Origin of the sequence: Hymenobacter oligotrophus, from assembly GCF_003574965.1 — a bacterium.
GTDB classification, from domain to species: Bacteria; Bacteroidota; Bacteroidia; order Cytophagales; family Hymenobacteraceae; genus Solirubrum; species Solirubrum oligotrophum.
Genome location: NZ_CP032317.1, coordinates 3,639,238 through 3,662,601, shown reverse-complemented (window position 1 = coordinate 3,662,601; position 23,364 = coordinate 3,639,238). Strand labels below are relative to the sequence as shown.

Below are 23,364 nucleotides of genomic sequence, written 5' to 3'. Positions count from 1 at the left end.
GCTGCTTGCCCAGGTCGCGTCACGTCGCGCCCCAGAACGTCATGTCGAGCCCCGTCGAGACATCTCGCTGGATAGTAACTGTCATCCTGAGGCGCCAGCAGCCGAAACCACCGGGCTGCGCTCGACGCAACGCGGCTTTTATCGGCGGTTGCCCAAGCCCTAGGTGCCGCGTACCGGCCTAGCCGCTAGAGCCGCGCCCCCAGCACCACCGTTTTTTTGTACTCGCGCCGCATGCCATTGGCGGGCTGAAAAAGCTCGATGTGCAGCACGTAGTAGCCCACAGCCGCTTTGCGGTTGGCATCGGTGAGGCCATCCCACCGGAAGAAGCCCGAGGTGGGCAGCGTTTCGTTGCGCACCAACCGCCGCGTAAGCCTACCTAGGGCATCGTACACGGTTACGCTGGCCACGTAGCCGGGCGCATCGAGGCGGTAGCTCAGGGTGGTGAAATCCTGCTGGCCGTCGTCGTCGGGCGTAAATACCTCTGGCTCCAGCGTAAACTGCTTGTCGCCGCCGGGCTCGGCTTGGTACTGCGAGTTGCGGCGGCCGGGCGTGGCGTAGCCGGTGCTGCTGGCTGCCGAATGAAAGTTGGCGGCAGCGCTGGGCCCGGCAGGCCGAATGCGCTCCAACGAAACACCCTCGCGCGAATCGAGCAGCGGCAGGTGCATGGTTTCGGCGTAGGCCAGCCGATCGATGATGCGGTTTTGCGCATCGAGCACCACAATTACACCGGCATCATCGGGCAACGAGGGCAGGCTCGTGGCCGGCAGAAAAGCCGTGGCCTCGTGGCTATTGGGGTACTGCGCCTGCACGGTTTCGGGCCGCTCGCTGAGCACCAGCAGTTGGCCGGGCGCCAGCACCAGCGGCTCGGGACTGATGTTGTGGGCATCGAGCGAGCCATCGGGCAGTTCGCGGGCCAGGCGCCAACCCTGCAGGCTGATGTAGTTATTGGAGCGGTTGAGCAGCTCCACAAAATCGTAGCCGCCCGAGCGCGGGTTGAACAGCACTTCGTTGATGACCACATCGCCGGGCGCGGCAGGTACGGGCAGCGCAATGGTGGCCGAGGTAAGCGGCCCCGCGGCGTTGCCCACGCAATCGGTAGCGCGCTGCACCTGCACGGTGTACGGCTGGTTGGGCGCAAGCGGGGCACCTAGGATAAGCTCCACAGTGCGAAAATCGAACGGCACGGCAGCCACGCTTTGCACCGCGCCGCTGGGCTGCAAGCGGTACAAGGCGGAGTTGCTGGCAAGGGTGCTATCGAGCTTTTCGGCAAAGGTGAGGCGCAGGCGCGTGGCCGTAACGGCTACCGCGGCTATCAGTTGCGGCGGCGTGCGGTCGGGGTTGGCGGCTTGTACGGAGTTGGCGCGGCCGGGCGTGCCGCCGTTGGCGTCGAGGCTGGCCTGCCAGTTTTCGGCGCCGCCGCAAGGGTTACCTAGGTCAATCAGCTCCAAGGCCCAGCCGCCCTCCTTCTTGCGGTTGTCGCGGTACCAGGTGTCGGCGTAGCGCACCTCAAAAAGCGTACGTCCGTCGCGGCCGCGCAGCAGCAGTTGGTCGCCGGTATTGGTAAGGCTCGGAAAGTTGGCGAGGCCGAACACTTTGCCGTAACCGGTAAACTGCGCCGTACGGGTGCTGGCGCACACCACGGCGTACTCGCCCGGCAACAACACAGCGCCTGCAGGGAATACCGCCGCCGAGCTGCTGCCGGGCTTCAGCAGACGTACGCCCCCTAGGTCGAGCTGGTTGGTAGCCGAAGGGTTGTGTAGTTCAAGGTATTCCGAGGCCGGCAGCCCCACCTGTGGGGTTTCGTCGGCCATAATTTCGGTGATGAGCAGCTGATTAACGCCCGGTGCTGCCAGCGTCCCGTTAAACCGAAACGCAGCGGTAAGCGGCCCCGCCGCCACATTGCCGAACGCATCGGCCACGTTGCGCACCTCCAGGGTGTTCTGACCCAGGGGCAAGTTGCTGCCGAAGCTGAGGTGCACTAGGCTGGCATCGGCTGCATCGGGCTGCGCTGCGGTAGCCACCGGGCCGCCGCCCAGCCGGAACGAGCCGGCGGCTAACGGCGCTGCCAGCGGCTCCGTGAACTGCACATCAACCTGCGTGGCCGACACGGCCGCGGCGCTTACCACTTGCGGCGGCGTGGCATCGGTAACCCGGAAATCGTCAAAGTAAAAGTTGCGGTTGTTGGCAGCCGAGTACGTGAGCAGCACGCCTAGGTACTGGCTGCGTTGGTAGGTGGCATCGGTGGCGGTACCCTCGCCGGTAAAGGCGCGGCCGCCGGTCAGGTCGCGCTCCAGCGTCCAGACGTTGCCGGGGCTGCGCGTAACGCGCACGCGCACCAGGTTGTTGGTGGCTGAGCTAAGAGTACCGTCCTGGCCATTAATAAGATACACCGGGCTGGCGCCGGCGTCCTTCCGGAACAGGGCTACCTCGTCGGGGGTGCCACCTAGGCGCACGAAGTAACCGCGGTTGTTGGCAGCTTTCAGGTCGGCTTGCTCCGAAATCAGCCACACATCGGCCAGGTTGCCGCCCGAGGTAGCCAGCCGCAAATTGGCCCAAAACTCCCAGGTGGTGCCGGTTGCCGCTTGCTGCGGCGCGGCCAGCTGAATTTGGGAACCCGTAACCGCTGGCCCGTTGCTTTGCAGCTGTTGCTGCGTGTTTACCTGAAAAGCGGCTGCGTCGCCCGCCCAAGCAGGATTTTGACTGAAGTCGCCGTCGGCAAAACTCTCGGATAATTGTGCGGTAGCTGGCAACGTCAGTAGCACCAGCCCTAACAAGTAAAGTAGGCGTAGCAGCATCGAGGATAGCAATAGATATTCTCCAAAAATACTTCGCTTTTAACGACTTTTGCGTTCTGCTTTGCCCAAAGCAGCTTTCCGCTGATACTGAATATGAAAGTAGCCGTAGTAGGCGCCACCGGCCTTGTGGGTGGCCAGATGCTTAAAGTGCTCGAAGAGCGCAATTTTCCGGTAACCGAGTTGCTGCCCGTGGCTTCCGAGAAATCGGTGGGCCAAACCATTCATTTCAAAGGCCAGCCGTTTGCGGTGGTAAGCATGGACGATGCCATTGCCGCCCGCCCGGCCGTGGCCATTTTCTCGGCCGGTGGCTCGGTGTCGAAAGAGTTGGCGCCGCGCTTTGCTGAAGTAGGCACCGTGGTAATCGACAACTCCTCGGCCTGGCGTATGGACCCCACCAAGAAACTAGTGGTGCCCGAGGTAAACGCTCACGTGCTCACGCCGGAGGACAAGATTATTGCCAACCCCAACTGCTCCACTATTCAGATGGTATTGGCCCTGAGCAAGCTGCACGAGGCCTACAAAGTGGAGCGCGTGGTGGTGAGCACCTATCAAAGCGTAACCGGCACTGGCAAAAAAGCCGTGGATCAGCTGATGCAGGAGCGCGCCGGCGGCGAGGTAACCTCCAAGGCTTACCCCCACCCCATCGACCTGAACGTGCTGCCGCACATTGACGTGTTCGAGGACAACGGCTACACCAAAGAGGAGATGAAAATGGTGAAGGAGACCAAGAAGATTATGGGTGACGACACGATTCGCGTTACGGCCACCACGGTGCGCATTCCGGTAATCGGCGGCCACTCCGAGTCGGTGAACGTGGAGTTTGCCCGCGACTTCGACCTAGGCGAAGTGCGCCGCCTGCTCGAAGCCACCGAAGGCGTAGAGGTGGTTGACGACCCGGTCAACAACCGCTACCCCATGCCCAAAGATGCCCACGGCAAAGACGCCGTGCTGGTAGGCCGCCTGCGCCGCGACGAATCGCAGCCGAACACGCTGAACATGTGGGTGGTAGCCGACAACCTGCGCAAAGGCGCCGCTACCAACGCCGTGCAAATTGCCGAGTACATGCTCCGGCAAGGGCTGATTAAGTAAGCTCGAGTGAAAATTTGAGCCCGGATATGCCCAAATGCTGGCGTATCCGGGCTTTTTTTGTGGCTATGTTATTACGTTCTCTATTCTGCGGTGCTGGGTTGTTCGTGACTTTTGCCGCCCTAGGTCAATCAGTTAACTCCGGCGCATCGGGGACAACGACGCGCAACGCGGTGTACACCGTTGTGGAGCAACAGCCCTATTTTCGGGGAGGTATGGACGCCATGTGGGAGTATCTGGGTCAGAACCTCAGATACCCGGAGGAAGCTCTCAGGCAGCGCATCGAGGGCAAAGTGTTTGTCAACTTCGTGGTGAGCGAAACCGGCACTCTGGAAAACGTGACCGTTGTGAAAGGTCCGCACCCATTGCTCAACGACGAGGCAGTTCGGGTAATCAAACTAATGCCGGCTTGGGAGCCGGGCCGGCAAGTGGGCCGGGCGGTGCCGGTCTCTTATAATCTGCCCATTACGTTCCGGCTCCCGCCGCTGCCGCCAGCCGGTCCGCGCACAGCTCCCGAGGTGTATCCGCCCAAGCCCGTGGGCGGGCAAGCTGCGTTGGAGGCTCATCTGAAAAGCAACCTAAATTATCCGGAAGCAGCCCGTCGGCAGAAAGCCTCGATGCTGGTGTTTGTGCAAGCGGACGTGAACGAGCACGGCCAGCTAATTGCGGCCAGGCCGCTATCTGGCTTCGGAGCCAAGGCTCAGCTTGCTACCAATGGCCAAACCAAGCGCGAGTTGCAAGAGCTACTCGACGCAGCGGGGGCCGCGTTTAAGCCGACCCATGCATGGCAGCCGGCGCAGCAAAAGGGCAAACCCGCAGCAGGGTCGGTTGTGGTGCCAGTGGTGCTGAATGGCACAACGGGCAGCGCGGAGTTGCTGCCCTACGTGCACTTGTTTCCGAGCGAGCCGGCAGTGCCTGTGGGCGGCAAGGAAGAACAGTTTGGGTTTATGGCGAAAAACATGCGTTACCCCACTGGGGCGTTGCGTCGCCAAACGCAGGGCGAAGTGAAGGTACTGGTAGAGGTAGACGAGGCCGGCCAACTCAGCAATGCCACCGTTATCCAGTCGGTTTCACCGGAGCTGGATGCCGAGGCCCTGCGTGTAACGGCGCTGATGAAACCCATGCACCCGGCGTTGGAGCGGGATCTGCCCGTACGCAGCTTTGTAGTACTGCCTTTCACTTTTACCATAAAGTAATTGCCCGGGCGGCTACAACACCAACAAAAGCCACGAGATTGCGCACTTCCTAAGGTAGCGGTACTCCGTATCGGGCGGCTCCGGCTTTGGCATGCACCAAGGCCGGAGCCGCCCGATACGGAGTACTAGAAATTCCTGCGGTGCCTTACATCAGACGGGCCGGCGCACCCAGAAGTAACCCAGGGCCCCTCCAGCGAGCGGCAAGGCTATCATCCCCAAAATCATAAAAAAGCTGCTGGTAGCCATTGGCAAAAACTTCGGCCCAATTGCATTGAGCACCACCGCACCCAACAGGCTGGGCCAGGGGTTGGCCCGGTACAGCGGGTACTGGCGTTTCAGCAGCCAATAGGCTAGCCCGCCCAGCAGCATCGGCCCCGCCACGGCCAGCAACACAAGCCCCAAGGCCATGCGCCAAAACTCCCAGGTTTGGGTGTTGAGCAGCATCGTCATTAGTCGTTGCCGAACACCCGGCCGGCAAAATCGAGCACGGCGCGGCGGGTTTCGTCGGGGCGCTCGAAGTACCCTAGGTGGCCCACGTCGGAGAGCAGCAAGGAGTAGCTTTCGGCGGGCAGGGCCAGCTGCGGCAGCACGCTTTCCACGGTTACGGCCACGTCTTCTTTGCCCACAATGAACTGCACCGGGTAGCGGGCGTCGCGCAGCACGTGGGTGCGGTCGGGGCGGTCTTTCATACCCCGCAGGGCACCGATAACGGTTTCCTTGGGCGTGGCCTTGCCGATTTCTTCCAGAAACTCGCGCTCCTGCACCAACCGCTCGCGGTTGGCCGGCGCAAACAAGGGCCGGATAAACGACTCCATGAACTTATCGACGCCGTGGCGCTGCACAAAGTCGATGTTTTTGTCGCGGTTGGCCTTTTTCTCGTCCGAATCGGGCAAGGCCGTGGAGTGGAACAGGCTCAGGCCGGCCACCATGTTGGGGTAGCGCTCGGCGAAGGCTAGGGCCGCGTAGCCGCCCATGCTGTGGCCCACCAGCAACACCCGCTCGCAGCCGCGCTGGCGCAGGTACTCGGCCAGGTAGCGGGCCTGCGCCTCCATCGAGTAGTCGCGGATGTCGTGGATGTTGGTACCGAAGCCCAGCAGGTTGGGCGTGAGCAGGCGGTACTGGTCGTCGGGAAATTCGCGGGTGAACTCGGTCCAGATTTCGCGGCTTTCGCCGAAGCCGTGCAGCAGCAGAATGGCGGGTAAGGCAGTCGTCATGGGGGCAGTATACGGAGTGCGGGGCGCACAAATCTAACGTGCGCGTACCGCCCTAGGTGCAGCCGGGCGCTTTTCGGCGGCCGAGTTGTAGCTTCGCCGAAGCGGTTTGCGTATGCAGCCCGCTTACTTTCTCCTATGAACAACCGCCTCCTCTGGATTTTACTGGGTTTGGCCCCAGCTACGGCGAGCTTTGCGCAGCAGGTGCCCGCGCCCGCTCAGCCCCAGCCCGCCGATACCGTGCAGGTACCCGCCACCCCGGTCCCGGCACCAACGCCCTCAACCGCAACGCCCGCGCCCACGCAGCAGCCTGCCCCCGAGCGCACCGAGGCTACCAACGCCAAGCTGCCGCTGCAGGCACCCGTGTACGTGCCGCTCGACCAAGACGTGTACCGCCTCATCGACCGCTACGCCATTAAGTACGGGCCCGATTCGGTGGGCGACATCCATACCGCCAACCGGCCCTACAACCGCGCCGCCGTAGCACGCATGGGCTTGCGCATGCAGCAGGGCCAGCAAACCGAGGGCGGATTTTCGCGGGCCGATGCCTTTAACACCCGCTACCTGCTGCGCGACAACGCCCTAGGTGCCGGCGCGGGCGAGGCCGCCGGGGGCTCGGTGTTCAAGTCGTTTGGCCGCTACCTGCGCGATGAACAGGCCGATTTGTACCAGGTGCGCACGCCCGATTTTACCCTGCGCGTGAACCCAGTGCTGCACTTTCAGGTGGGCTCTGATACCGACTCCGACGGGCTGCGCTTCGTGAACACGCGCGGCGCCGTGCTCGAGGGCACCATCGATCAGCGCCTGGGCTTCTTCACGTACTTCGTCGATAACCAAACCTCGGTGCCGCTGTACGTGCAGCAGCGCGTGGAGCGCGACAACGCCGTGCCGCACGAGGGGTACTGGAAGCTGTTCAAGGACAAGCGCGGCCAATACGACTTTCTGACGGCGCGCGGCTACGTTACCTACGCGGCCACCAAGCACATCAACGTGCAGCTCGGCCACGACCGAAACTTTGTGGGCAATGGCTACCGCTCGCTGATTATGAGCGACTTCTCGGCGCCGTACTTCTTCCTGAAGCTGAACACGCGCATCTGGAAGTTCAACTACCAGAACATCTTCGCGGAGCTGACGGCCGAGCGCGCCAACCGCGACACCATTTTCCAGAAGAAGTACATGGCGTTTCACCACCTCAGCCTCGACATCACGCCGTCGCTGAACGTGGGCGTGTTCGAGTCGGTGATGTTTGGGCGCAGTAAGGGCCGCTTCGAGCTGCAGTACCTCAACCCGCTTATCTTCTACCGCACCATCGAGCAGCAGGTGGGCTCGAACGACAACGCCATCCTGGGTCTCGATTTCAAGTGGAACATCCTGCGGCGCGGCCAGCTCTACGGGCAAGTCGTGCTCGATGAGCTGATTGTAAGCCAGGTGCGGGCCGGCAACGGCTGGTGGGGCAACAAGCAATCGGTGCAACTGGGCGGCAAGTACATCGATGTGCTGGGCCTGCGCAACCTGGATTTGCAGGTCGAGTTCAACTACATCCGGCCTTACACCTACCAGCACGCCGATTTGTACCGCGCCTACCAGCATTACAGCCAGCCGCTAGCGCACCCCATGGGCGCCAACCTGCGCGAGGTATTGGGCGTGCTCACCTACCAACCGCTGCCCCGCCTCACGCTGGTGGGCAAGGCCTTTTACGTGCAGCAGGGCATCGATTTCGACGACCGCGCCGAGGGCACCAACCTGGGCTCCAACGTGCTGCGCTCGTACAACACCCGCCCGCGCGACGCCGCCGGCAACCTCCTCGACTACGGCTACCGCACTGCCGATGGCCAGCGCCACAACCTGCTGCACGCCGACCTCACGGCCACCTGGCAAGCCCGCCACAACCTCTGGTTCGATGCCAAGCTAATTGCGCGCAACAGCAACTTGTTCGGCAACACCATCATTCCGTCGGTGTCGCTGCGCTGGAATGCGGCGCAGCGCCTGCTCGAGTTTTAACCCTGGCGGCGGCTCTTTGCCCGGGCCACGCCCACAAGCGCACGGCGCCCCAATGGCCTAGGTCGTTGGGGCGCCGTTTTTGGTAAGGAGGCAAAGCAAACGCAGGCTTTTGCCGACTGCCGAAAATAGCTCCCTGGCAGGGGTTACCTTTGCAATTCCGATGAAGACTTACCTCCGCATTCTGCGTTTTGCCCGGCCCTACGCCGATTTTCTGCCCCAGTACATCCTCTTCACGGTGCTGGGCATCTTTTTTGGCATAGCCAATTTCGGCATGCTCATTCCGCTGCTCAACATCTTGTTCGATACCACGGGCAAGATGCTGGCCGAAGTGCCGAGCGCGCCGCCGGCGTTCAGCCTCTCGCTGTCGTTTGTCACCGATACGTTCAAATACCACTTCCGCGAGGTTATCGAAACGCAGGGCAAGCTCGGGGCGCTGGCGTGGGTGTGCATGCTGCTGATTGCCTCGGTGTTTCTCAGCAACGTGTTCCGCTACCTAGGACTGCGCCTGCTGGCCAAGGTGCGCGCCCGCGTTATCCGCAACCTGCGTGCGGCTTTGTATCAGCGGGTTACGCAGCTGCAACTGGGCTACTTTACCTCGGCGCAAAAAGGCGACCTGATGTCGCGCTTCACCAACGACGTGCAGGAAGTGGAAACCTCCGTGGTGAACTCGCTCACGGCCGTCATTCGCGAGCCGCTAGCCATTGTGGGCTACTTTGCGGTGCTGTTTTTTATGTCAGTGAAGCTGACCTTGTTCACGCTGATTTTGCTGCCGATTTCGGGCGGGCTGATTGCGGGCATTTCCAAGCGCCTGCGCCGCCAGGCCCAGCAAAGCCAGCAAACCCTGGGCTCGATGCTTTCGGTGATTGACGAAACCCTAGGTGGCGTGCGCGTTATCAAGGCCTTCAACGCCGAGCCGTACATTTTGGGCAAGTTTCACGGCCAGAACGAGCAGTACGCCCGCACCCAGCGCAGCATCGACAACACCCGCGACCTAGCCTCGCCGTTCTCGGAATTTTCGGGCGTATCGGTGGTGGCAGCGCTGCTGTATTTCGGCGGTACGCTGGTGCTCGGCGGCGAATCAGACCTGACGGCTGCCAACTTTATTACCTACATCGTGCTGTTTTCGCAGGTGCTGGTACCGGCCAAAGCCTTGTCGTCGGCGTTCAGCAACATTCAGCGCGGCCTGGTGGCCGGCGAGCGGGTGCTATCGGTGATTGATACCGAGCCGACTATCAAGGACAAGCCCAACGCGCAGGTGCTGCCGAGCTTTCAACAAGAAGTAGAGTTCCGCGACGTGGCCTTTAGCTACGGCGAACGTACGGTGCTCGAAAACATCAACCTGACCGTGCCTAAGGGCAAAACCGTGGCGCTGGTGGGGCCCTCGGGCGGCGGCAAAAGCACCCTCGCCGATTTGGTGCCGCGCTTCTACGACCCCACCGCCGGCCAAATCCTCATTGATGGGCACGACCTGCGCGACTGCACCCTACACTCGGTACGCGACCAGATGGGCATCGTAACGCAGGAGAGCATCTTGTTCAACGACACCATCTTCAATAACATCCGCTTCAACAAGCAAGACGCCACGGAGCAGGAGGTGATTGAAGCCGCCAAAATTGCCAACGCCCACGAGTTTATCGTGGCTTCGCCCGAGGGCTACAACACCATCATCGGCGACCGGGGCACGCGGCTTTCGGGTGGGCAGCGCCAGCGCCTGAGCATTGCCCGCGCCATTTTGCGCAACCCGCCCATTCTGATTCTCGACGAAGCCACCTCGGCCCTCGATACGGAAAGCGAAAAGCTGGTGCAAGAGGCCCTCACGCGCCTTATGACCAACCGCACCTCGCTGGTAATAGCCCACCGCCTCAGCACCGTGCAACACGCCGACGAGATTGTGGTGCTGCAGCACGGCCGCATTGTGGAGCGCGGCACCCACGACGAACTGCTGAACCAACCCGATGGGTTGTACGCCCGCTTGAGCCGCATGCAAGGCAACCCGGCCCTGGCCTAAAGGGCGGCGGTGCAGCGCGGAAATCCGTTCCGCGCTGCACCGCCGCCCTTTAGGCCAGGGCCGCACCACTCCAGCGCCACTTGTTCGGGCAACCATACGTAAACAGGTATATTTCCGCAGCGCCGCCAAATAGTTGCGCTGCTCTCCTCCACAAACCTCTTTCCGTATGACAGCCCTCCGCCGAATAGTTACCGTGCTGGTAATGGTGTACCTGCTGATGGCGTTGCTGCTGGCCGTAACGGCCGGCGCCCGCGACGCCATGATCAGCATGCTTGGTACCAGCCGCGCCGACTTCTGGTTTAACATGATGCTGATTGGCGCCGGCCTGCTGTTGCTGCTGCTGCTCGTCGAGAATGCCCACACCGTGGCATTGCGCCGCAACGCAACGCACTACGAATCGAAAATTAACGAACTGAAAGCTAAGCTATACGACCACCAGCTCGAGCAACGCGACCAATCGTGGCGCACGGGCGGCACCAGCACGCCCCGCCCCACCGAGCCCGTTGCGCCTCCGGCGCCCGTGGTGCCGCAGCCGCAAGCGGCGCCGGGCAGCATTGCCCGCACCACCATGCCGCCCGTGCGCCCGCTCGACGAAGGCTACGACCAGGATTTGCCGCGCACCGCGGTGCCGCCGCCCTCGGCAGCCGACCTGCCGCCTAGTGCCGTGCCGCCCACTACCATTCATCCGCACCCCGCCGACACGCCGCCCTACCCGAACGACCGCCCCGCCGTGTAACTTTGCGGCGTGGCAGATACCCTCACCGACCTTATCCGGGCTGAACTAACGGAAGCCCGCACCGTGCTCGAGCGTTTTTTGGCCGAGCCCAGTAACCTAGCCCGCATCGAGCAAGCCGCTCAGCTAATGGCCAGCAGCCTGCAGCAAGGCGGCAAGCTGCTGAGCTGCGGCAACGGCGGCTCGCTGTGCGATGCGCAACACTTTGCCGAAGAGCTGAGCGGCCGCTACCGGCACGACCGCCCCGCCCTGGCCGCCATTGCGCTTACCGAGGCCTCGCACATGAGTTGCGTGGCCAACGACTACGGCTACGAGTACGTGTTCAGCCGCTACGTGCAGGCCCTAGGTCGCGGGGGCGATGTGCTGCTGGCCATTAGCACCAGCGGCCACTCGCCCAACGTGCTGCGCGCCGCCGAGGCCGCCAAGGCTGCTGGTATGCAGGTGGTGGCCCTTACGGGCAAAGACGGCGGCCCGCTTGCCAGCCTAGCCGATGTAGAAATTCGGGCGCCGCACGCCGGCTACGCCGACCGCATTCAGGAGATACACATCAAGGTGATTCACATCCTGATTATGCTGATTGAGCAACTCGTAGCAGCCAAGCAGCCAGATGCTTCGTAAATTTGCTTAAGGTAAAGCCCGCCCCCTCCGAGGCGGGCTTCCTTTTGCCTGTTTAGCTGATTGCTTTCGCTCGAATGATTACCAAAACTTACGGTTCGGCCGTTCAGGGTGTCAACGCTTACACCATTACCATTGAGGTTGCTGTATCGCAAGGCACCAACTTTTTTGTGGTTGGCCTGCCCGACAATGCCATTAAGGAAAGCCAGCAGCGCATAGAAGCCGCCATGCGCGTGCGGGGCTACCACATGCCACGTACCAAAGTGGTGGTGAACATGGCGCCGGCCGATATCCGCAAAGAAGGCTCGGCCTACGACCTGCCCATTGCCCTAGGTATCCTGCACGCCTCGCAGCAAATCAGCACCGATACGCTGGGCCAGTACATCATCATGGGCGAGCTGGCCCTGGATGGGGAGCTGCGCCCCGTGAAAGGCGTGCTGCCCATTGCCATTCAGGCCCGCAAAGAGGGCTTCAAGGCCTTTGTGCTGCCCAAGCAAAACGCCGCCGAAGCCGCCATTGTCAACAATCTCGATGTGATACCCGTCGAGACGATGCAGCAGGCTATCGATTTTTTTGAGGGCCGCCAGCACATCGAGCCGGTTAAGATTGACACGCGCGACGTGTTTCAGCACTCGGCCAACCAATACGCCGCCGACTTTGCCGACGTGCAAGGCCAGGAAAACATCAAGCGGGCTATGGAAATTGCGGCGGCTGGCGGGCATAATGTGATTATGATTGGCCCACCCGGCGCGGGCAAAACCATGCTGGCCAAGCGCCTGCCCAGCATTTTGCCGCCGCTGAGCATGCACGAGGCCCTGGAAACCACCAAGATTCATTCAGTTGCGGGCAAGCTGGGGGCTAATTCATCGTTGCTGAACACGCGGCCGTTCCGCTCGCCGCACCACACCATTTCCGATGTGGCCTTGGTGGGCGGTGGCGGCAACCCGCAGCCCGGCGAAATCTCGTTGGCGCACAACGGCGTGCTGTTCCTCGACGAGCTGCCCGAGTTTAAGCGTACCGTGCTTGAGGTAATGCGCCAGCCGCTGGAGGAACGCCGCGTTACGATTTCGCGCGCCAAAGTGAGCATCGACTACCCGGCCAATTTTATGCTAATTGCCAGCATGAACCCCTGCCCCTGTGGCTACTACAACCACCCCGACAAGGAGTGCGTGTGCGGCCCCGGCGTGGTACAGCGCTACCTGAACAAGGTGTCGGGCCCGCTGCTCGACCGCATCGACCTGCACGTGGAGGTGACGCCCGTTACCTTCGACCAAATGACCGAAACGCGCCGGGCCGAGAGCAGTGCCAGCATTCAGGAACGCGTGGATAAAGCCCGAAAGGTTCAGGCCGAACGCTTCAAAGATTTTCCCGACATCCACTCCAACGCCATGATGCCCTCGCAAATGGTGAAGGACATTTGCCAGATAAACCCGGCCGGGCGCACCTTGCTGAAAACCGCCATGGAGCGCCTAGGTCTGTCGGCCCGCGCTTACGACCGCATCCTGAAAGTATCGCGCACCATCGCCGACTTGGCCGGCTCCGACGAAATCCGCATTGAACACCTAGCCGAAGCCATCCAGTACCGTTCGCTCGACCGCGAAGGTTGGGCTGGCTGATTTTATTGGCTGTCAGTAGTGAGCTGGCAGTTGTCGGCTCCCCGCGCCGGCAGCTGCCACTTTCTATTTGCACCCCATGCTTTACCAGAACTTCCTGCGCCCCCTGCTGTTCCGCCTCAGCCCCGAGCAGGCGCACCATTTCACGTTCGAGGCCCTAGGTGCGGCGGGCAAGCTGCCCTTTGCGCACGCGGTGATGCGCAACCAATTTGGTTACGAGCACCCCAACCTGGAGCGCGAGGTGTTCGGGCTGAAGTTCAAGAACCCCATTGGGCTGGCTGCGGGCTTCGATAAGAACGCGGTGTTGGTTGATGAGCTGGCAGCCCTGGGGTTTGGGCACGTGGAGGTGGGCACCGTAACGCCCCGGCCGCAGCCCGGCAACCCCACGCCTAGGTTGTTTCGCCTGCCTATCGATCAGGCCCTAATCAACCGCATGGGTTTCAACAATGCCGGCGCCGCCGCCGCGGCCGAGCGCCTGCGCAAGCGCAGCGCAAGCATCATCATCGGGGGCAACATTGGCAAGAACAAGGATACCGCCAACGAGGATGCTGCTGCCGACTACGTGGCCTGCGTGCAAGCCCTGCACGATACCGTTGACTACTTCGTGGTGAACGTGTCGTCGCCGAACACGCCGGGGCTGCGGCAGTTGCAGGAGCGCGAACCGCTGCTGGCTTTGCTGCGCGAGGTGCAGCGCGCCAACCACGCCCAACGCACCGCGCGCCCGCTGCTGCTCAAGATTGCGCCCGACCTCAGCAACGAGCAGCTCGACGACATCGTTGGCATTGTGCAGGAGGCGGGCCTGAGCGGCGTAGTGGCCACCAACACCACCGTTGCGCGCGGTGGCCTGCGCACGCCCGCCAGCGAAGTAGAGCACATGGGGGCGGGCGGCCTAAGCGGTGCCCCGCTGCGGGCCCGCAGCACCGAGGTAATCCGGTATCTGCACGAGCGCACGGGCGGCGCCCTGCCGATTATTGGGGTGGGCGGTATTTTTTCGGTGGCCGATGCGCAGGAGAAACTGGCGGCCGGCGCCGCGCTTGTGCAGCTCTACACGGGTTTTATTTACGAAGGCCCCGCCGTGGTGCAGCGCATGTGCCGCGAACTAGCTCGCACCGCTCTCGTAGAACAAGGATAAGCCGATTGCTCTGGGTTTTGCTTGGGAGATTCGGCACACTTTCCCTCACCTCACACCACTGCTGTTATCATGGGCAAAGGAGACAAGAAATCGCGCCGAGGCAAACTCACCAAAGGCTCGTTCGGCAAGAAACGACCGCACAAAGCCAAGAAAAGAACGGTGCTGGCAGCTACCAAAACCGAAGCCAAGTAACCCGCCTCCGCAGCTTACATCAGGCTGCCTTTCCTTCGGGGAGGGCGGCCTGGTTTGTTTGGAACAGCCCTACAGCCGCACGCCCACGCGCCACTCAATCACATCGGCGGCGCCGCGGTGCACCTTCAGATCGAGGGCGCCGAAAAGGCGGGTGCTGACGTGGTATTTCAGGCTAAGCCGCTCGTAGTAGAAGTTGTTGCTTTTGTAAGGGTTGTAGAAGTAAAACCCTAGGTGGGTGCCGAAGGCCAGGCGGCCAAGCAGCAGCTCGTGGCCCACCAACACGCCGGCTTTTTTCACGTCGGGCAGGTTGTCGGTGTTGCGGGCGGTGTCGCGCTGCTCGGCCAGCAGGGAGCGGTCGTAAAAGCCCTCGAGGCCCACCAGCAGGTTGCTTTTGCGGTTGAGGCGGCGGCCGCCGGCCACGGTTACCGAGTTCACCCAGTAGCGGCGCCGGTCCGATTCGTTGCGCTGCTTAAAGCCCACGCTGGTGCTCACGTTCAGGAAATGGCGCCCTAGGTCGGTGGGCTCGTGGGCAGGATCGGCAGGCAACGGGGTAAACTGGCGCTGCTGGTGGTAGTTGAGGCCCAGCACCAGCGTGGGGATGTTTACGCCCAGGTTGGGCTTGGCGGTGGCGCCGTTGGAGTAGTGGTTGAGGGCCACGCCCACTAACAGGCCCAATTTGGGCGTTAAGGCTACGTCGTAGTCGGCGCGGGCTTGCAGCGTGGCGTTCAGCCGCGAGCTGACGAACAGGTTTTTGTGGTTGGTTTCGCGGTCGAATGCCTGCGGAAAGTACCCGATGCCGGTGCCCATGCGCAAGCTTAGCTCCTGGCGCTGGGTGCGCCACATGGTTTTGCTCAGGTACACCGTGCCGGCGTACGAGCGGCCCATCTGGGGGTTGTGGTAATTGTAGTACACCAGCGCCGCGCCCACTTTGGGGTAGCGGTACCAAGCGTGCCAGGGCTGGGTGCCGGTTAGCTGGCGTTGCAGGTTTAGCTCGAGGCCGGTGGGGTGTGCCGTTACGAGGTGCTTAACCCGGGGCGAGTGCGCTATGATAAAACCACCTTGTGCGTAGAGGCCCACCACCAGCGGCTCCGCGGCCCTAGGTGCCTGTGCCTGCGCCAGGCCGCACCACCCCGGCCACAGCAACAACCAAACAACAAGGTGCCGAAAAGCAAGGGGCATAAGCAGGGCAGTCAGATTAGCTACAAAAATAAATAGCCGCCGGTTAGGGCTTGTAGCTGAGCCGAGTGCAAGCCCCCTTGAGCTTGGATATGGTTAATTACAAATTAATAATCCAACTGATCCGAAACATTGTGCAAGCGCTATTGCGTAAGAGGCGCTGTAAGCCACCGGCAACTGTCGGTTACCGCTCGTAGGGCAGGCACGCAACAACCGCCGCCCCGCCATTTCCAAACAAGAAAATTTCGACGATTATGAAAAAGTTTTTTGCACTCGCACTCGCATTAGCAGGTACTACCGCCGCTTTCGCCCAAGGCCAAACCGGTTTAGGCATCGGCGTGAAAGTAGGTGGCACGTACTCTAACGTTTCGGGCGACAACGTACAGCAGCTTACCGGCCCCGGCTACAGCTCCGACCTCGGCGACTCGAAATTGGGCTACAACGCTGGTTTGTCGTTTAACCTGCCCGTGAGCAGCGACGGGTTCTTCTCCATCGCCCCGGAAATCCTGTACAACCGCAAGGGGTACGAAATTCAGTCGGAGCAAACGACGGGCCTGCCCAGCGGCGTTTCGAAGATGGAAATGGAGCAGCAGCGCGTGCTGCACTACATCGACGTGCCGGTGCTGGCGCGCATCAACGCCGGCGGTTTGTTTTTCGAAGCAGGCCCGCAAGTAAGCTACTTGTTCGGCTCGAAGGCCAAAACCCAAATGACCACCAAGTACAGCAACGGCACCAAGGATAAGGTAGAAGACAACAGCGGTTTCCGCGATTACACCGGCATCTCGCGCGACGAGGCGTACAAGTCTGATTTGTCGCAGTTCGACATCAGCGGTGTGGCCGGCGTGGGCTACATGATTCCGGATGCCGGCGTTAGCCTAACCCTGCGCTACGCCCGTGGCTTCAACTCGCTTATCGACAGCAAAGACGCCGACAACGAGCCGAAAGCTTTTAACAATGCCTTTACGTTGCAGTTGGGCTATTTGCTGCCCGTAGGCCGCTAGGCCCGCTGCGTCCCCATTGCTTTGAGCCGCCCCATCCGGGGCGGCTCTTTTTTTGTACCACATTTTCTGAGGGTTAGCCCAGGGGCGGAACTTTTTGCCCGTATCAAAGCCAGCTTGGCACGTTTATGGCCTCGGTGCTAGCAACCGCAGTACCTATTTCTCCACTTAAAACTGCCTTTTCACCATGAAAAAAGCTGTTTTTGCTTTCTCCGCTCTTGCCATTGCTGCTTTGGCCGCGCCGGCCGCCCACGCCCAGGGCGTGCGCCTAGGTCTTCGGGCCGGTGCCAATTACTCCAACCTCGCGGGCGAGGTGCAGAACGAGAGCATCTACAATAACAAAATCGGGTTTATGGGCGGCGTAATCCTGAACGCCGACCTTACCGGCGACGGATTCTTCTCGGTGCAACCCGAAGTGTTGTACTCGCAGAAAGGCTTCGAAAACAAGCCCACCACGTACAAGAGCACCTTGCTGGGCGCTGGCTTTGAAGAAAAGCGCGAGGGCAAGGTAAACTACAACTACCTCGATGTACCGGTGCTGGCACGCCTCAACGCCGACGGCTTTGTGTTTGAGGTTGGCCCGCAGTTTTCGTACCTGCTCAGCTCGAGCAACGAAAGCAAGCTTTCGCGCCGCTCGCTGCCCAATGGCACCTTCCAGGAAGTGCGCGAAACCGAAGACCAGAACGACGTAAGCGGCCTAAAGCGCAGCGAGTTGGGCTACGTGGCCGGCGTGGGCTACCAAACCGACAGCGGCTTGGGCTTTGGCTTGCGCTATACCGGCGCCCTGAGCGACTTTGTGAAGCCCGATAACGGTACCTATTTCCAAGGCGACCTGAAAAACGCCCGCCACTCGGCATTCCAGCTGTCGTTGCACTACCTGTTTGCGGGCAAATAACCCGTTGCTGCATCCCCCTGCTCTGAGCTATGAAACGCGCCCGGCTTCCGCAAGGAAGCCGGGCGTTTTAGTTGTTGGCTACTAACCAGTTACACGAAACATATAATTGGTTTAATAGTTAAAGGAGGTATTGGCTTAGGCCGTTCCGGCGCTCTTACTAAAACCCGCTTACTGCTATGAAACACTTTTTCTCGCTGCTGACTATCTGCACCTTGCTCGCGCTAACAGCCTCGGCGCAAGGCATCCGCTTTGGGGTGAAGGCCGGCGCCAACTACTCCAACCTGGCCGGCGACGTGGTAGACGAGGACCGCTACGAAAACAAGTTTGGCGTGCACGGCGGGCTCATGCTGAACGTGGGCCTGATCGACGACGGATTTTTGTCGCTGCAACCCGAGGTGCTGTTCTCGCAGAAAGGATTTAAGTACGCCGACCGCGAGGTGGCCATCGGCAACGACCGGTTTCGCTACACCGGCAAGCTTACGTACAACTACCTCGATGTGCCGGTGCTGCTGAAGATCAACGCGGGCGGTTTGTTTTTTGAGGCTGGCCCGCAGTTCGGCTACCTGCTCAGCGCCACCGACGACGTTGAGGTAACGCGCAACGGCCAAACGCAAACCTCGTCGCAGAACTACTCCAACCTCGACAACGTGAAGCGCACCGAGGTGGGCTACGCTGCCGGGCTTGGTTTTCAGGCCAAAAGCGGCCCCATGATTGGCCTGCGCTACAACGGTGCGCTTACCGATTTTGCCGACGACGGCTACCAGGGCGACGAGTTCCGGAACGCACGCAACTCGGTGTTCCTGTTGTCGGTGGGCTTCTTGTTCGGCGGCGATTGAGCAGCCTAGGTGCCCGCAGCTACGTATAGGGGCCATGTGTGGCCGGAGCCGCTTTGGCCCGGGCTACCTACTTTCGCGCCGTACTTTTACCAGTAGCCATGAAAAAACTACTTCTGCTCGCCTTGTTGGCCCTAGGTGGCGCCGCTGCCGCCCAAGCCCAGGACATTCGCCTAGGTCTGAAGGCGGGTGTTAACTACTCCAACTTGGCCGGCGACCTGACCGACGAAAACCGCTACGACAGCAAAATTGGTCCGCACGCTGGCCTGATGGTAAACATCGGCCTCACCGACGACAACTTCCTGTCGGTACAGCCCGAACTGCTTTACTCGCAGAAGGGCTTCAAATACGCCGACAACTCCTACACCGACGTGTTCGGCAACCGCATCAAGGAAACCGGCAAGGTGAACTACAACTACCTCGACGTGCCGATTTTGCTGAAGATTAACGCCGACGGCATCACCTTCGAGGCCGGCCCGCAGGTGGGCTACTTGCTGAGCGTGAGCAACAACGTGAAGCGCGAGGTGAACGGCAACGTGGTGAATAACTCGAGCAACTACGACAACCTCGACAACGCGCAGCGCACCGAGTTGGGCTATGCCGCGGGCGTGGGCTACCAGTCCGATTCGGGCTTGCTCGTGGGCTTGCGCTACAACGGCGGCCTAAGCAAATACGGCAAGAAGGACGCCGCGCAAAACGAGTTCAGCAACGCGCGCAACTCCACGTTTATGTTGTCGTTGGGCTACTTCTTCGGCAAGTAGCAGCTGCAACCCGGACGCGCTAAACTGCACAACGGCCCGGCTCCCCTAGGTGGAGAGCCGGGCCGTTGTGCTTGTGGGCTGCTGAAGGGTTAGGCCTGCTTAGGCCTGTTGCTCCTTCATCAGGCGAGCGTAGTGCTGGTAGAAAAGCGGAATAGTTTCGATGCCTTTCATGAAGTTAAACACGCCGTACTTCTCGTTCGGCGAGTGAATGGCGTCGGAATCGAGGCCGAAACCGAGCAGCACTGAGTCAACGCCCAGCTCACCCTTGAACATGGCCACAATCGGAATAGAGCCGCCGCCGCGCGTGGGAATGGGCTTTTTGCCAAAGGTGTCTTCCATGGCCAGCGAAGCTGCGCGGTATGCTACGGAATCGGTAGGGGTAACCACCGGTTCGCCGCCGTGGTGGGGCTTCACTACCACCGTAACGCCCTCGGGCGCGATGCTGCTGAAGTGCTGCTGAAACTTCTGGCTGATTTCCTCCGACGTTTGGTTGGGTACCAGGCGCATCGAGATTTTGGCGTAGGCTTTCGAGGCAATTACCGTTTTGGCGCCTTCGCCGGTATAGCCGCCCCAAATGCCGTTCACGTCGAGCGTGGGCCGAATGCTGGTGCGCTCGAGCGTGGTGTAGCCTTTTTCGCCGTAGGTAGCGGGCAGGCCGATGCTCTCTTTGTACTCCTCCTCGTTGTAAGGCGCCTTGTTCAGCTCGGCCCGCTCCTCCTCGCTTAGCACCTGTACGTTGTCGTAAAAGCCCGGAATGGTGATGTGGCCGTTCTCGTCGTGCAAGGAGGCAATCATACGGCACAGCGCGTTGATGGGGTTGTGCACGGCGCCGCCGTACAGGCCGGAGTGCAGGTCGCGGTTGGGGCCTGTTACCTCTACCTCGTGGTAGCTCAGGCCGCGCAGGCCCACCTCGATACTGGGCGTGTCGTTGGCGATGATGCCCGTATCGGAGAGCAGCACCACGTCGGCCTTCAGCTTCTCTTTGTTGGCGCGCACGAAGATGCCGAGGTTGTTCGAGCCCACTTCCTCTTCGCCTTCAATCATCACCTTCACGTTGCAGGGCACGCCGCCGTTTTGGTTGAGCACCTCAAAGGCTTTCACGTGCATGTACACCTGGCCTTTGTCGTCGCAGGCGCCGCGGGCGTAGATGTTGCCGTCCTTAATTACCGGCTCGAACGGGCCCGAGGTCCAGAGTTCGTACGGGTCGGCGGGCTGCACGTCGTAGTGGCCGTACACGAGCACTGTGGGCAGCGCCGGGTCAATCAGCTTTTCGCCGTACACGATGGGGTAACCGGCCGTGGGGCACAGCTCCACGTTGTCGAGGCCTACTTCTTCGAGGCGCGTTTTGAGGTACTCGGCGGCACGCAGCACGTCGCCGTGAAACTTAGGATCGGCCGAAACCGACGGAATGCGGAGCCAATCGAGCAGCTCGCTGAGAAAACGATCTTGATTCTCGGTGAGGTAGGTTGAGGTCATCAGCAGATGGGGAAATAACAGGAATGCGGTGGGCCGTAAAGGTAACAGCCGAACGGGCTGTTTGTGCCGCTGCGTTGCGCCTAGGTGCCTAGCCCCTTGGGCTTAGTTGGCAGCTGGCAGGGCGGGCGCGGGCCGGCGCAAATCCAGGTTTAGCACTGTGTTCAGCATAAAGCCGTTGTTGTACTGAAATACGTTGCGCCCGGCGGTGGCGCCGGGCGGGGTAATTTCGCGGCCCAGCTGCACGATTTGCTGAAAGAAACCGCCCTCCAACCGAAACTTCGGGCTGAAGCGGTAGCCCACGAGCAGGCCCAGGCGGTTCTGGTCGAACACGTTTTCGTTGACGTTGCGCCCGAAGCCAAGGAAAATTTCGTCGTAGACGGCGGCGTAGGGGCCGCGGCCGCCCGGGCCGGGCGTGCCCAGGGGGCGCTGCACCCGGGCCATGTAGCGCAGGCGGTTGCTGTGCACCCACTCGTCGAAGCTGCGGGCGCCCTCGGGGGTGCGCAGGATGCGGCCCACCCAGCGCTGCTCCAGCATAAAGCGGTGACTTACCTCCACGCTGCCCACCGGATTCTGGAGCGTGGCCATTTGGTACAGGCGGTGCTCCGGAAACCGAAACCCGGCCGCTTGCAGCGGGTAGTCGCCGTAGTTAAACGTCTCAATCCAGGCGTAGCCGGCGCGCAGCGTCAGCTTGTCGTTCACTTGGTAATTCAGGCCGGTGCGCAACAGGCTCTGCTGCCAGTCGGTGATGAAGTTGTCGCGGCGGAACTGGTACTCTAGGTGGCCGCTCCAGCGCTCGGCAAAGCGCAGCGTGGTGGTGTTGGTGTACCAGCCAATCTGGTTGTAGTCGCTGATGCGCGTGTTTTGGGCGGCAGCCGGCGCGGCGCTCAGCAGCGCCAGGCCCAGCCCGGCGGCGCGCCGACTCCCCCGGAGCCGGCGCGCGAAAGGCAGGTTCAGCATTTACTTGGCGGCAGCGGTAGCACGAAATTGGGGCAAATCCTTCAGCGTTTCGGGCAAGAACTCCACCTTGCCGGTGCTCAGGTTGTACACGGCGCCTACAATCAGGATTTCGCCGTTGCGGTACTTTTTGGCTAGCACAGGCTCCAGGTCGCGCAGCTGCATTACTTGGTCGATAACGTTTTGGCGAATGGTGTTTTCGAGCCGGTCGCCGGCCATGTTTTTGGTTTTCTCGGCGGCGGGTTTCACGCTATTAACTAGCGTCACGATGTGGCCGGGCACATCGGGGCGCTTAATGGCCGCATCTACGGCCCCGCAGCTCTGGTGGCCCAGCACCACGACGAGCTTAGAGCCCAGCGCCACCGACGAAAACTCGATGCTGCCGTACGAGGCCTCGGCCATTACCTGCCCTGCCGTGCGAATGATGAACAAGTCGCCCACGCCCTGGTCGAAGATGATTTCGTTGGGCACGCGGCTGTCGGAGCAGCCCACGATGGTGGCAAAGGGCTTTTGGCCTTTTTCGGTATTGCTGAGGGCAGCGCGGTCTTGGCGCGGCTTAATGCTTTTGTTTTCCACGAAACGGCGGTTGCCACCCATCAGCTTGCGCAAGGCCACGTAGGGGTTGGCGTAGGCCGAGTCGCGGTCGACGACGTAGTGCTCTTTGCGCCACTGCGGCGAATTTTCGGGGGCGGTGGCGGCAGCCGGGGCCTTGGCTGCAGGGCGGCGTTTGGTTTGGGCTTCGGTGGTTTCGGCCAGCAAACCCAGGCCGAGCAGCAGGAACAACGATTTCAGCGTGTGCATGGTAACAGTGTGTGGTTTGTAATGAAACTTAAACCACTACCATCATTGATAGTTACACTATCATCCATAAAAGCAAGATTAGAAATCATTAAAGAATATTAGATTATCACTACATAAACCGGAGGCCTACTGCAGAGGCCGCTCCCGTAGGTGGCTACTTACGCCCGAACAGCGGCACGCGGCTTTCGGTGCCGGCCCGCAGGCGGCCAATGTTGGCGCGGTGCGTGTATACCAGCAACGCGGCCAGCACAAAACCTACATAAATAAGAAACTCTTGCGGCGGCCTAAATGCGGGCAACAGCTGCAGCAAGGCAAAAGCCACGCCGGCCGTCATGCTGCTCAGCGACACGTAACGCGTGAGCAACAACATGGTGATGAAGATGAGGATGCACACGCTGACGGTAACCGGCGCTACGCCCAGCATCATACCCAGCACGGTTGCCACGCCCTTGCCACCCCTGAACTGCGCAAACACAGGGTAGATATGTCCTACAATGGCCAGCACGCCGCAAGCCAGGCGGAAATACACCTCGTGCTCTGGCTCAATGGCCCCTAGGTGCACCATGGCCATTGGCAGAAAGTAGGCGGCCACGAAACCCTTGAGGGCATCGATAAAGAGCACAAACGACCCTGGTTTCTTACCCAATACCCGGAAAGTGTTGGTGGCGCCGGCATTGCCCGAGCCGTGTTCCCGTACATCGATGCCGTAGAAGCGGCGGCCTACCCACAGGGCCGTTGGGATGGAGCCGAGCACGTAAGCCAGCACGAGCAAGGGTAGAACTACAGCCAAATTCATAGCGGGGAAAGATGGGAACAGCCAAATATAGCGAGCTAACGTAGCCGCGGCCGAGCTGGCAACCGGTTTTCACACAAAACAACGGCCACGGC

Annotated in this window: 21 protein-coding genes; 13 read left to right on the top strand and 8 right to left on the bottom strand. The window is 61.1% G+C overall.

Annotated elements, in window-relative coordinates; genetic code table 11:
- Nucleotides 1–185 precede the first annotated feature (185 nt).
- Nucleotides 186–2,795, bottom strand: a complete 2,610-nt coding sequence (locus tag D3Y59_RS15710) for a lamin tail domain-containing protein (RefSeq protein WP_119445911.1) — start codon at nucleotides 2,793–2,795, stop codon at nucleotides 186–188.
- 93 nt (nucleotides 2,796–2,888) lie between these two features.
- Here D3Y59_RS15710 and D3Y59_RS15705 point away from each other — a divergent pair, with 93 nt between their 5' ends.
- Both D3Y59_RS15705 and D3Y59_RS15700 read left to right on the top strand, forming a co-directional pair.
- Entirely contained in the window at nucleotides 2,889–3,884 is a 996-nt protein-coding gene (locus tag D3Y59_RS15705; RefSeq protein WP_119445910.1) for an aspartate-semialdehyde dehydrogenase, read from the top strand.
- Between the two features lie 65 nt (nucleotides 3,885–3,949).
- Entirely contained in the window at nucleotides 3,950–5,077 is a 1,128-nt protein-coding gene (locus tag D3Y59_RS15700; RefSeq protein ID WP_162910838.1) for a TonB family protein, read from the top strand.
- A gap of 150 nt (nucleotides 5,078–5,227) precedes the next feature.
- On the opposite strand, the gene D3Y59_RS15695 is transcribed toward D3Y59_RS15700, so the two are convergent.
- Together D3Y59_RS15695 and D3Y59_RS15690 are read right to left on the bottom strand one after the other, a co-directional pair.
- Complete coding sequence (locus tag D3Y59_RS15695) at nucleotides 5,228–5,527, bottom strand: hypothetical protein (protein WP_119445908.1); 300 nt, start codon at nucleotides 5,525–5,527, stop codon at nucleotides 5,228–5,230.
- On the bottom strand, nucleotides 5,527–6,291 hold the full coding sequence (locus tag D3Y59_RS15690; protein WP_119445907.1) for an alpha/beta fold hydrolase: 765 nt from the start codon (nucleotides 6,289–6,291) through the stop codon (nucleotides 5,527–5,529). Before D3Y59_RS15690 ends, D3Y59_RS15695 begins: the two co-directional genes overlap by 1 nt.
- Nucleotides 6,292–6,426: 135 nt before the next feature.
- On the opposite strand from D3Y59_RS15690, the gene D3Y59_RS15685 reads away from it, so the two are divergent.
- From D3Y59_RS15685 to D3Y59_RS15655, 7 genes are all read left to right on the top strand, one after another.
- Nucleotides 6,427–8,289, top strand: coding sequence for a hypothetical protein (locus tag D3Y59_RS15685; protein WP_119445906.1), 1,863 nt, complete (start codon nucleotides 6,427–6,429; stop codon nucleotides 8,287–8,289).
- A 160-nt stretch (nucleotides 8,290–8,449) separates the two neighbouring features.
- A complete protein-coding gene (locus D3Y59_RS15680; protein WP_119445905.1) occupies nucleotides 8,450–10,297 on the top strand; it encodes an ABC transporter ATP-binding protein in 1,848 nt (615 codons plus the stop codon).
- 166 nt (nucleotides 10,298–10,463) lie between these two features.
- A complete protein-coding gene (locus tag D3Y59_RS15675) occupies nucleotides 10,464–11,033 on the top strand; it encodes a hypothetical protein (RefSeq protein ID WP_162910837.1) in 570 nt (189 codons plus the stop codon).
- A gap of 9 nt (nucleotides 11,034–11,042) precedes the next feature.
- Nucleotides 11,043–11,648: a D-sedoheptulose 7-phosphate isomerase gene (gene lpcA / locus D3Y59_RS15670; protein WP_119445903.1), complete on the top strand. Its 606-nt coding sequence runs from the start codon at nucleotides 11,043–11,045 to the stop codon at nucleotides 11,646–11,648.
- Nucleotides 11,649–11,722: 74 nt separating this feature from the next.
- Nucleotides 11,723–13,261 (top strand): YifB family Mg chelatase-like AAA ATPase, encoded by a 1,539-nt coding sequence (locus D3Y59_RS15665; protein ID WP_119445902.1) that lies wholly within the window; start codon nucleotides 11,723–11,725, stop codon nucleotides 13,259–13,261.
- A gap of 76 nt (nucleotides 13,262–13,337) precedes the next feature.
- On the top strand, nucleotides 13,338–14,390 hold the full coding sequence (locus D3Y59_RS15660; protein WP_119445901.1) for a quinone-dependent dihydroorotate dehydrogenase: 1,053 nt from the start codon (nucleotides 13,338–13,340) through the stop codon (nucleotides 14,388–14,390).
- A gap of 69 nt (nucleotides 14,391–14,459) precedes the next feature.
- On the top strand, nucleotides 14,460–14,582 hold the full coding sequence (locus D3Y59_RS15655; protein ID WP_119445900.1) for a 30S ribosomal protein THX: 123 nt from the start codon (nucleotides 14,460–14,462) through the stop codon (nucleotides 14,580–14,582).
- 69 nt (nucleotides 14,583–14,651) lie between these two features.
- Here D3Y59_RS15655 and D3Y59_RS15650 read toward each other — a convergent pair whose 3' ends face one another.
- The gene (locus D3Y59_RS15650) at nucleotides 14,652–15,761 is read right to left on the bottom strand and encodes an acyloxyacyl hydrolase (RefSeq protein WP_119445899.1); all 1,110 of its coding nucleotides are present in this window, start codon (nucleotides 15,759–15,761) and stop codon (nucleotides 14,652–14,654) included.
- 251 nt (nucleotides 15,762–16,012) lie between these two features.
- Here D3Y59_RS15650 and D3Y59_RS15645 point away from each other — a divergent pair, with 251 nt between their 5' ends.
- The 4 genes from D3Y59_RS15645 to D3Y59_RS15630 all read left to right on the top strand — a co-directional run bounded on the left by D3Y59_RS15645 (nucleotide 16,013) and on the right by D3Y59_RS15630 (nucleotide 19,245).
- Complete coding sequence (locus D3Y59_RS15645) at nucleotides 16,013–16,759, top strand: porin family protein (RefSeq protein ID WP_119445898.1); 747 nt, start codon at nucleotides 16,013–16,015, stop codon at nucleotides 16,757–16,759.
- 184 nt (nucleotides 16,760–16,943) lie between these two features.
- The gene (locus D3Y59_RS15640; RefSeq protein WP_119445897.1) at nucleotides 16,944–17,651 is read left to right on the top strand and encodes a porin family protein; all 708 of its coding nucleotides are present in this window, start codon (nucleotides 16,944–16,946) and stop codon (nucleotides 17,649–17,651) included.
- Between the two features lie 176 nt (nucleotides 17,652–17,827).
- Entirely contained in the window at nucleotides 17,828–18,487 is a 660-nt protein-coding gene (locus tag D3Y59_RS15635) for a porin family protein (protein WP_119445896.1), read from the top strand.
- A 98-nt stretch (nucleotides 18,488–18,585) separates the two neighbouring features.
- Complete coding sequence (locus tag D3Y59_RS15630; protein WP_119445895.1) at nucleotides 18,586–19,245, top strand: porin family protein; 660 nt, start codon at nucleotides 18,586–18,588, stop codon at nucleotides 19,243–19,245.
- Nucleotides 19,246–19,344: 99 nt separating this feature from the next.
- On the opposite strand, the gene D3Y59_RS15625 is transcribed toward D3Y59_RS15630, so the two are convergent.
- The 4 genes from D3Y59_RS15625 to plsY all read right to left on the bottom strand — a co-directional run bounded on the left by D3Y59_RS15625 (nucleotide 19,345) and on the right by plsY (nucleotide 23,272).
- Complete coding sequence (locus D3Y59_RS15625; protein WP_119445894.1) at nucleotides 19,345–20,721, bottom strand: dipeptidase; 1,377 nt, start codon at nucleotides 20,719–20,721, stop codon at nucleotides 19,345–19,347.
- 102 nt (nucleotides 20,722–20,823) lie between these two features.
- Nucleotides 20,824–21,678 (bottom strand): DUF2490 domain-containing protein, encoded by an 855-nt coding sequence (locus tag D3Y59_RS15620; protein ID WP_119445893.1) that lies wholly within the window; start codon nucleotides 21,676–21,678, stop codon nucleotides 20,824–20,826.
- Complete coding sequence (locus D3Y59_RS15615; protein ID WP_240410400.1) at nucleotides 21,679–22,476, bottom strand: carbonic anhydrase; 798 nt, start codon at nucleotides 22,474–22,476, stop codon at nucleotides 21,679–21,681.
- A 154-nt stretch (nucleotides 22,477–22,630) separates the two neighbouring features.
- Nucleotides 22,631–23,272 carry a glycerol-3-phosphate 1-O-acyltransferase PlsY gene (plsY, locus tag D3Y59_RS15610; RefSeq protein WP_119445892.1) on the bottom strand — a complete coding sequence of 214 codons (642 nt, stop codon included), beginning with the start codon at nucleotides 23,270–23,272 and terminating at the stop codon, nucleotides 22,631–22,633.
- Between the last annotated feature and the right edge of the window lie 92 nt (nucleotides 23,273–23,364).

Coding starts and splice junctions, on each gene's coding strand:
- D3Y59_RS15695 (WP_119445908.1), bottom strand. CDS start 5,527: ATGACGATGCTGCTCAACACCCAAACCTGGGAGTTTTGGCGCATGGCC.
- D3Y59_RS15630 (WP_119445895.1), top strand. CDS start 18,586: ATGAAAAAACTACTTCTGCTCGCCTTGTTGGCCCTAGGTGGCGCCGCT.
- plsY (WP_119445892.1), bottom strand. CDS start 23,272: ATGAATTTGGCTGTAGTTCTACCCTTGCTCGTGCTGGCTTACGTGCTC.
- D3Y59_RS15705 (WP_119445910.1), top strand. CDS start 2,889: ATGAAAGTAGCCGTAGTAGGCGCCACCGGCCTTGTGGGTGGCCAGATG.
- D3Y59_RS15615 (WP_240410400.1), bottom strand. CDS start 22,476: ATGCACACGCTGAAATCGTTGTTCCTGCTGCTCGGCCTGGGTTTGCTG.
- D3Y59_RS15680 (WP_119445905.1), top strand. CDS start 8,450: ATGAAGACTTACCTCCGCATTCTGCGTTTTGCCCGGCCCTACGCCGAT.
- D3Y59_RS15685 (WP_119445906.1), top strand. CDS start 6,427: ATGAACAACCGCCTCCTCTGGATTTTACTGGGTTTGGCCCCAGCTACG.
- D3Y59_RS15675 (WP_162910837.1), top strand. CDS start 10,464: ATGACAGCCCTCCGCCGAATAGTTACCGTGCTGGTAATGGTGTACCTG.
- D3Y59_RS15655 (WP_119445900.1), top strand. CDS start 14,460: ATGGGCAAAGGAGACAAGAAATCGCGCCGAGGCAAACTCACCAAAGGC.
- D3Y59_RS15700 (WP_162910838.1), top strand. CDS start 3,950: ATGTTATTACGTTCTCTATTCTGCGGTGCTGGGTTGTTCGTGACTTTT.
- D3Y59_RS15690 (WP_119445907.1), bottom strand. CDS start 6,291: ATGACGACTGCCTTACCCGCCATTCTGCTGCTGCACGGCTTCGGCGAA.
- D3Y59_RS15665 (WP_119445902.1), top strand. CDS start 11,723: ATGATTACCAAAACTTACGGTTCGGCCGTTCAGGGTGTCAACGCTTAC.
- D3Y59_RS15660 (WP_119445901.1), top strand. CDS start 13,338: ATGCTTTACCAGAACTTCCTGCGCCCCCTGCTGTTCCGCCTCAGCCCC.
- D3Y59_RS15635 (WP_119445896.1), top strand. CDS start 17,828: ATGAAACACTTTTTCTCGCTGCTGACTATCTGCACCTTGCTCGCGCTA.
- D3Y59_RS15710 (WP_119445911.1), bottom strand. CDS start 2,795: ATGCTGCTACGCCTACTTTACTTGTTAGGGCTGGTGCTACTGACGTTG.
- D3Y59_RS15650 (WP_119445899.1), bottom strand. CDS start 15,761: ATGCCCCTTGCTTTTCGGCACCTTGTTGTTTGGTTGTTGCTGTGGCCG.
- D3Y59_RS15640 (WP_119445897.1), top strand. CDS start 16,944: ATGAAAAAAGCTGTTTTTGCTTTCTCCGCTCTTGCCATTGCTGCTTTG.
- D3Y59_RS15645 (WP_119445898.1), top strand. CDS start 16,013: ATGAAAAAGTTTTTTGCACTCGCACTCGCATTAGCAGGTACTACCGCC.
- D3Y59_RS15625 (WP_119445894.1), bottom strand. CDS start 20,721: ATGACCTCAACCTACCTCACCGAGAATCAAGATCGTTTTCTCAGCGAG.
- D3Y59_RS15620 (WP_119445893.1), bottom strand. CDS start 21,678: ATGCTGAACCTGCCTTTCGCGCGCCGGCTCCGGGGGAGTCGGCGCGCC.